Origin of the sequence: Endozoicomonas sp. ALD040 (assembly GCF_049275945.1) — a bacterium.
Lineage (GTDB): Bacteria > Pseudomonadota > Gammaproteobacteria > Pseudomonadales > Endozoicomonadaceae > Endozoicomonas_A.
In genome coordinates this window covers 305,606-313,464 of record NZ_CP184829.1, presented here as the reverse complement: position 1 = coordinate 313,464, position 7,859 = coordinate 305,606, and the positions used below count along the sequence as shown (strand labels likewise).

The window sequence follows — 7,859 nt, the reverse complement described above, 5'->3', positions numbered from 1 at the left end:
AGTTGCCGACAGCAATGACTGACAGTAGCACCCTGTTATTTCGGAGCATCAAATCATGGCCCCTTGTTTAAGACAACCTATAGCCTGCTGTTTGATATTAATGGGTGGGGTAGTAATGCACAGCTCCGAAGCGGTAGACATTGAGTGGCATCCGCCAGGATTGACGGGGGAAAGGTATCGGGTAAACATGCGACTTAGCTCAACACCTGTTGATACTGACAGCAGCATACAGGGTTTGGCCGATGTTGATATTACGGCCAACACGGGGCAGACCTTCGTCGCTTGTGCCGGGCATGTTGAAGCTGTCAAATCCATTGTTGCAGTAAAAACAGAGCCAAATGACGTAGCACTCAGACAGGCAGGTTGTAGACAATTGATAGCCACTGCTCAAAAGTCACGCCTGCAGATAGCGGCACCCTATAATACCGTTTCACTAACCGGTTACAGTTATCAAATCCGAAATATACTTTACTCTGATCAGCCGTTCATGGCGGAATTCCGGCCAGTAAGCAAGCAGGAAAAAGCATCAAGGCGGTTATCGGGTCAAGGGGTATTGGGTGGCTTTGATCCAATCGCGGCTCAACAGAATGAACCAATGCTTTTTGGTGGAAGTGGCTACGGGCTGGATGATGATGACCAGACCAGGCGCCCGCCCTGGATGCCATTCCAAACCAGCAATGGCTACAGCCTGACCCTGCTGCCCAACCTGCAACTGCCTCCCGGGCTGGGCGATTATCTACCCGACCTGCGCACCTGGTACACCCTGCTTGACTATCTGAATCTGAATGCGAATGGAGGTCTGACGGTACTATTGCGTAATGACCTGCAACCCGATCAGAAATCTTCAGTCATTATTTTGAACATTAGTGCTTATGAGCAGAAGGAAATGAAAGAGCACCTGACCAACGCACGTGCATTAATGAACTGGCTGGCCCCAAAACTCAATGGTCGTGAAGAATTGGTTCAGCTGTTGTTGGCCATGCTATCGCAAACAGATGTCAGTCAATTGGATGAAAACGCCCGTGCGTTAATGCAAGAGCAATTGGCAGAGTTACTGGAAACCGGTGACCATGCTCTCAATCTGGAGCTACATCTGTATCGTCTGGAGAAAACAGTTGTTAAGGGTGTTCTAGAAACGGCACCTGGCAAACCAGCTAGCTCTGGCAAGCAGGTAGCAAAAAATTCAGGTTCAGGTTCTGGCGGGAAAGCTAGCCCTGTCGATCAAAACCACCCATCCGACAGAGGCAGTCAGGAGAGCAGGGAGAATAGTGGGAGTGATGAAGCCGGTGCCTCTGGGGCAGCCGCAGCTTCCCAGAGTGAAAACGCAGTCAAGCCAGTTAAAATAGTGCTTCTGGGTGCAGGCGATGTTGGAAAATCCTCAATAGCCAATCGTATTATTGGTTATTCTTTTTTCAAGGTGGGGCATAGTGAAACCTATGGATTACCCGGTAATGAAAACGGTGAGCCTCCTTATATTACACCCCACCTTGAAATAAGGTCGTTACCCGGCTTTGATCATCGAAGGTATAGAAAAGATGAATTTGTGAAGGCTGAGGCAGATCATTTTATTGGTGACCGAGACAATATTTTTGTTTATGTCACAAACCAAGTTTTCAAGGGTTCAGAGCAAGAGATGGAACTTCTCAGGCGTTTATCTGGTAAACGCCTAATACATGTTTTTAATCAGTGCAATAAAAGCATTGATGCAGTCATCGCAGATGGAGGCGCAAAGGATATAAAGGGTGCAGAGGCCTTATTAAAAGAAAAATATGTTGAATCTTATAATCAGAAATTCGGCGAAGATAACGATATTGAAAGCTTTCCACTTGTATTGACTGAATGTGTACAGGCTAGCAACGCTTTGCCCATACAGCGGTTATTGGATGAAATACAAGAGCAAGTTTCAGAACATGAAAAGTCTCAATGGGAACATTACAAGAAAACAAGGTATGGGTTAAATAAGATAGAGCCTGATTTCAATAGTTTAATCTATGAACGTTTAACTTACTCTGACAAATTTGAAGATAGTCACCCCCAAAAAATTATTGGAGATTATCTTGAAAAACTGGGAGTAGAAAGTAAAAGAATACCAGAGCTTCTAAGTAAATCGGGTGTTAGTGAGGAATTCGAAAAATTAGACAGCAAACGAAACCCTCTTGTTGAACGGTATACTGAGTTGAAAAGCATAGAGGAAACAATGCTTCAAGCACATAACGAAGCACTGGAAGAATTACAAAAACAACAGAGCGAATGGCTTCCATTTATTCGTGAAACATTGTTGGCAGGAGTAGGAGTAGGAGTAGGATGTTCGGGAGGAGTTGTTGGGGCTTTGTTTGGAGGTGTTGCAGGATTTATGGCCGGACCAGCCGGGGTTATACCAGGAGCAAAAGTAGGAGGATGTATAGGAGCCTTACTATATGCGCCCATAGGGATGTATTTGGGTAAGGCCGAACTTGAAGAAACGAAAAAAACGGAGTCTACAAAAAAAGAAGAGAAGGAAAATGCAGAACAGAAGGCTGAGAGAGCCGAAAATGAGTTAATATCCGATTATAGTGAATTCACACTTTCAACCTGGAAAATTGTGCAACAAAAAATACAGGAATATGAAGACACAAATCGTTGGCGCGTAAAGGAACATGCTCAGAGCTATCAAGAGAATGTGGCCCAAAGAAGGTTGGAATGGGAAGTCAGGCAAAGAGAAGAGTCAGGAATATTCTCAGAAATCGAGCAAACTGTCAGGCGAAATATCGCGAGAACCGCAAGAGACTGCAGCAGTGTTCTTGGAGGTCTATTTAAAGAGAGGCTAAAACTTTTACTCAGGGATGTATTGGGTTCCCGGGGTGAGCTCACAGCAGAGGAGCTGTTTGCCAGGAATTTATATAGCACTGGTTTCATTGCTTCGATGATGTTTGCAACTTATGGTCATCCCAGTTGGCTTCGTGGGGCTGAAACTGTTGATAATCTCCTCGAGAACACAGGTGATTTTCGCCAGCTTCGAGACCATATAGCCCGACATCTTGCACCTCAAAGCCCCAGTACTGATTACTCCAGAATGCTCGATGCGATTGAAGTGACTACTGCTTACAAAATGACCGGAAACCCCATCAGACAGGGACTGAGACATTTGTCGCGTGAAAACCCGGTTAAAGATGTCTATGACCGTATGAGTAATCCCAATATCAGAGACCGACTTCTAAACCTTGTACGCGAAAACCGCTAATGCAACATTAAGGCTTTTTAGTTGATTTCCATGACTACGCAGGTAAGCCGAGCTGGTCAAAGAAAGCCCGGTTCCTCTCTTTTGCTGATTGCAGCAGGCGATCATAAGAAACGACTTCAATGTAAGCATTTCGAGGCTTGTTATAACCAAAGAAACCCATTCCATCATAGGTTTCGGTCAGGCTCGCCAGCTCGCATCGTTCTACCATGGTTGGGGTCAGGTCGCTAATGACGTAGACATAGCCGGGTATTTCCTGACTGTTCCTGATAGGTCTGCCTGATGTGGTTTTTACCTTACCTTCACGGATGCGCTTCAGGTAGCCAAGAGCCTGCTCAATAGGGTTTTTATCTTCTCCCTCTGAGGCATCATTCCTCATAGGTCGCTTGATCTCAACCACTGTCAGAGAGGCTAAGGGCATTGATTTTTTTTCAGAAACCAAAATGGGATTGTCGTTAATGTTCAGTGCACACAAGTCAGGCTCTTTCGTAGAGCTATCATCGGTAATGGGCATGGATCGAAGTGATTTATCGGAGGCCAGAAAATCATGGAAAGCCAGTCTTTCATCAATAAGCCAGAGGTTGCAGGCATCTGTGGAGACTTCTTCAGAGGTTTTCCGCATAGGCATAATAAGCTGATGAATCAGCTCTTCATGCACATATTTCCCGTTGTCCATTTGTCCAATATATTTCTCTAGCAAATCAAGAATCACACGTCGATGAGAGACATAGCTGGCCAGGTCTGACTTCTTAAAATCCTCTGCTTTTTTGAGGTATGCTTTCAGTTTTTTCTGATATAAATCCATGTCACTTTCAATGGCCGGATTCATTATCTCGTGACCTTCTGCCAGCAACTGGCACTCAATATCGGAATACTGTTTATGCAACAATGTATCAAGCTCTTTATCGCTTATTCTGGGGTCAACAGAAAACTCCTGCTGATTGATCAGGTGCATTACCGGTCGGTATCTGGGGGCTTTTTCTGAGACGAACTCGTTGATTCTCTCACGACCTGCTTTCAGGTTTTCACTCAGATAATTGCTCAGGTACTGCTTGCTTCTGGCCAGAACATGACTTTGCATATCTTTGAAACTGACTTCGACATCCTCAAGAATACCCTCTATATCATCCGCTATATCAAATGCAGTGCGCTCTGGACGAACATGGTCGTCCAGATAGTCGGATGAAACGTAGCAGGTGTAGATGAACTCACCAGCCTCATCCGATATTTTGCCAAACAGCCCCGGGATTTGATGACTAATGGGAATTTCCTGCACCAGCCTGTTAGCCGCGCAAAGGGCGAGAGAGTGCTTCTTTTTGGTCGAAGCATGAAATTTTATATGGGTCAGCCTGAACGCATAGCCTTTTATATCAATACATTCTTTACTGGCTTTGCTATGCATGTACTGATCAAACAAGTTTTCCAAGGCAATAGTTTCTGTCCCATCCTTTATCGTTATACGAGGTACAGAATCTTCTCTGACAAAATACCAAAGACAGTGTTCTAATAAAGCATTAGCGATGCTGGTCGCCGTTTTTGGGCAGGCATCACGATACTTTTTATCGAAGCCAGATAAGGTGAGGATAGAGAAAGGCCCTTCGCCATTCGGGTCAGGCTCAGGATCCTGAGTCTGTATCCCCTGAGCAGCAGTGAACGAGAATTGCCGCTTAACGATACCTGATGAGTTTGATTTGAAAGCACTGGTAACATCCGCTCTGTCGAATGCTTTGAGCCATAATAGACGCCCAACTCCCCGGCACCCTTTTCCTATCTTATGATCAGAGTCAAGGGTTTCAAACGATGCCATGTTTTCTTCGTTGAAGCCTATGCCATTGTCGTGAATTTCAAAGCCGACTATTTCTGAGCAGCGCTCAGAGTCGTCAAGCCCAGAGGAAGCCTGCTGACTACGTAGTATTTTTAGTGTCACAGTGCCGCCTGTGAGCAGATTATTGTTTTCTTCAAGAGCTTGCAGAGAGTTAACGACGGCTTCAAAAACCGGGAAAAGTCCATGACTCTTGAGCAGATTGGTATTCCTTAACCTTCCTGCCAGATTGGTATGCAGGCTCATAGATCGGCTCCCCAGGCAGGAAGTGCTTTCTACCAAAATTCAGCGAACTGAAGTATTCTATACAAATACCCAGAGGGCTGCTGACTTTATTATTGCTCAGCCATTGCGGAGCTTCCCTGTGCTGGTCGGAATCAAGGCTTTTTAGTTGATGGCTAGTACAGCTAAGCTCTGATATCCATACACCCCTCGTTCCCACGCAACAGAGGGTGTCGCAAAACCCGTTCCCCTCCCGCCATTTCCGGCCTCACTCCCGTCATTCCCGGCTTCATTCTCGTCATTCCCGGCTTCACTCCCGTCATTCCCGGCTTCACTCCCGTCATTCCCGATCCACACTGACTCACCACCAGAACCATACTGCCCGGTGCCCCCCTGGCCTTTTCATCCGCGAGAAGGCAGAGACCCGCTGTTGGCGCTGGATTCCCGCCTTCGCGGGAATGACGACCTCAGAGTATCGGAACGAGTGGCCTGTATGGATATCAAGGCTTGGCTGCACTAGTACACGGTTTCAATGTAATTGATGGGTTCCCTCTATTAATGACACTCAAGCTCCGTTCACCCTGAGCGTAGATTGTTCACATCAAACTCATTGAAACTATGTGCTAGTTAATCAGCATCAAAGAAGCCTTTGGCCCAGTTTAACCCTTCATTGAGCAGTGGGCTTGCATGCTCTATAACTGAAAGTGTGCTGTCCAGTGCCCCGAGGTTCAACAGTTGAGAACTGAATTCAGCCTCAATAATCTCAAGGCCGTTAGTGGCGTTAGCATCATCAGTGTATATATCAGGCGTATACGCAGCAGTCAGTCGTTCGAGGCCCGCTTTGTACTGATCGGTTTTTTTGAACTCTTCATTGACAAATGTGGTGATGACTCGAGGGTCTAATGTCTTTTCACCAAATTTATTGCGCCAATCCCGATTATTGGCCAGAGAGGTCAGGCGATTCAGAATGAATTCTGTACCCTTAATAGCCTGCTCGGCCAAAGTGGTCACAACAAATCGCTCCACCCTCGGATCAAATAACAGCGGGCTCGAGAGTTCACTGAGTCCGGCTCTCAAGTCAATCAGAACCAAATCCGCCTGAAGTTGATTTCCCAGCTTTTGTAGCATATCGGTACAACGCCAGGGTTGCTCGTAGGTTCGGGCAAGGTGTTCTGGTCGGACAGAAATGTTGATTAATTGAGCCATTCCCGATTTGCTTTCACTGTGTTTTTCAATATCTGCTTCGCTATCGGAAAAGGCAGGGAGCAGGCAGTATTCAAAACCGGCTTCACTTTTTGTATAACGATCAAGCTCTTTGGCAAAAGTAGCAATCGTGGTTGACTCATCAACCGCAGGGTAGTGACTGGCTTCCAGAAACTGAATCCATGATACATCCGGTTTGTCGCTGTCTTTGAACAAATAGGTCAGCCCCGGCGCTTTAATATCAGCATCGACAAGCAACACTTTTAATTTCCCACGATTGCTTTCACGATGGTGGAAATTCACCTGAAGCGCCTTAAACCATGTCAATAATGAAGTGGTGCGGCCAACACCTCCTTTAAAGGAGTGAAAGGCTGCAAGCCTGCACTTCCCTTCGAAAGGTTCAGGGCTTTTTGGCAGTATTGACGTTGCTCCATCATAACCAAGGTCTTGCCAAAGCGGTCTTGGATGGCGTGGGTTCTGTTCTTCACAGTCCGTGATGATTTCAACATCTATCGAGCTTTGTGAGCCATAAGCCAGCTCAATTTTTCGTTCATCATGATGCCAGTTATTTCCAAATACTGTTTTTACAAAATCGAAGGCAAGGGTTTGATCGTCACCTTCAAGGTCTATTTCGATCGCTTCACTATAAGCACGGATGTCGGCTATACCCTCAGGAAAGTGTGTGAAGTTCTGAGTTTTGGATGCCAGCAGTCGTTCGGCATCCAGCCAGCTATAGAGGTTCATTAATACTGCTACTTAACCCAATGACAGATATTCTCAAGGGTTTGAGTGATATGTGTATGATCTGCCTGATTTTTAATTTTAACGCCATACCGCCAAACCTGGTTCAACTTACTCTGGTCGGTATCACGGTGAGTATTCGGTTTGCTCGTATCAAGAGATATATTCACAGGTAGCCTCAGCTTTTTTCCACAGCGAAGATGACTCAACATCTTGTTAATGTTGTGTTCAAACCCGTAATGATCGATACCCTCAGAAGTTTGATGCCTTTCACGCTTAATAATAAGTGATTTCAAGCCACACTCAACAGCGTAAAAAAGGCAAACCAGTTTGGAAGGGTTACACGATGATGGTAGGTGACGTGTCGCCTCATGGTGGCTTCTGAATGCACGATCCATTTCTCTTTGAGTAATTTCAATCTTGGACATAATAAACAAAATCCAGCCCGGCTTTGTTAGCACAAACTATGGCTGTCAATACCCCCAATCCTCATACTGCACTGGCAAGCTATTCAGCTCATCCCGATAAGACCGCCAGTTCAGCATATAATGCGTCATCAATTGCTTAAAGCGTTCATTGTAGAAGGGGTCCAGCAAGTGCACCACCTCATGCACCACAATGTACTCCATCCTTCAGGGGCGGGTAGTTCACTGT

The 7,859-nt window shown here is 45.8% G+C and carries 7 protein-coding genes; 2 read left to right on the top strand and 5 right to left on the bottom strand.

Annotated elements, in window-relative coordinates; genetic code table 11:
* Positions 1–553 precede the first annotated feature (553 nt).
* Positions 554–3,220, top strand: a complete 2,667-nt coding sequence (locus tag ACOJUN_RS01010) for a hypothetical protein (protein WP_422134826.1) — start codon at positions 554–556, stop codon at positions 3,218–3,220.
* A 34-nt stretch (positions 3,221–3,254) separates the two neighbouring features.
* Here the strand turns inward: ACOJUN_RS01010 and ACOJUN_RS01005 are convergent, their stop codons facing one another.
* Both ACOJUN_RS01005 and ACOJUN_RS01000 read right to left on the bottom strand, forming a co-directional pair.
* The gene (locus ACOJUN_RS01005) at positions 3,255–5,285 is read right to left on the bottom strand and encodes an ATP-binding protein (RefSeq protein WP_422134825.1); all 2,031 of its coding nucleotides are present in this window, start codon (positions 5,283–5,285) and stop codon (positions 3,255–3,257) included.
* Between the two features lie 141 nt (positions 5,286–5,426).
* A complete protein-coding gene (locus tag ACOJUN_RS01000; RefSeq protein ID WP_422134824.1) occupies positions 5,427–5,618 on the bottom strand; it encodes a hypothetical protein in 192 nt (63 codons plus the stop codon).
* A gap of 28 nt (positions 5,619–5,646) precedes the next feature.
* Here ACOJUN_RS01000 and ACOJUN_RS00995 point away from each other — a divergent pair, with 28 nt between their 5' ends.
* Entirely contained in the window at positions 5,647–5,781 is a 135-nt protein-coding gene (locus ACOJUN_RS00995) for a hypothetical protein (protein WP_422134823.1), read from the top strand.
* A 107-nt stretch (positions 5,782–5,888) separates the two neighbouring features.
* Here ACOJUN_RS00995 and ACOJUN_RS00990 read toward each other — a convergent pair whose 3' ends face one another.
* From ACOJUN_RS00990 to ACOJUN_RS00980, 3 genes are read right to left on the bottom strand one after another with little or no spacing between them, the layout of a single operon-like run.
* Positions 5,889–7,208 carry a KGGVGR-motif variant AAA ATPase gene (locus tag ACOJUN_RS00990; RefSeq protein ID WP_422134822.1) on the bottom strand — a complete coding sequence of 440 codons (1,320 nt, stop codon included), beginning with the start codon at positions 7,206–7,208 and terminating at the stop codon, positions 5,889–5,891.
* 8 nt (positions 7,209–7,216) lie between these two features.
* Positions 7,217–7,633: a hypothetical protein gene (locus tag ACOJUN_RS00985; protein WP_422134821.1), complete on the bottom strand. Its 417-nt coding sequence runs from the start codon at positions 7,631–7,633 to the stop codon at positions 7,217–7,219.
* A gap of 45 nt (positions 7,634–7,678) precedes the next feature.
* Positions 7,679–7,834, bottom strand: a complete 156-nt coding sequence (locus ACOJUN_RS00980; protein ID WP_422134820.1) for a YgjP-like metallopeptidase domain-containing protein — start codon at positions 7,832–7,834, stop codon at positions 7,679–7,681.
* Between the last annotated feature and the right edge of the window lie 25 nt (positions 7,835–7,859).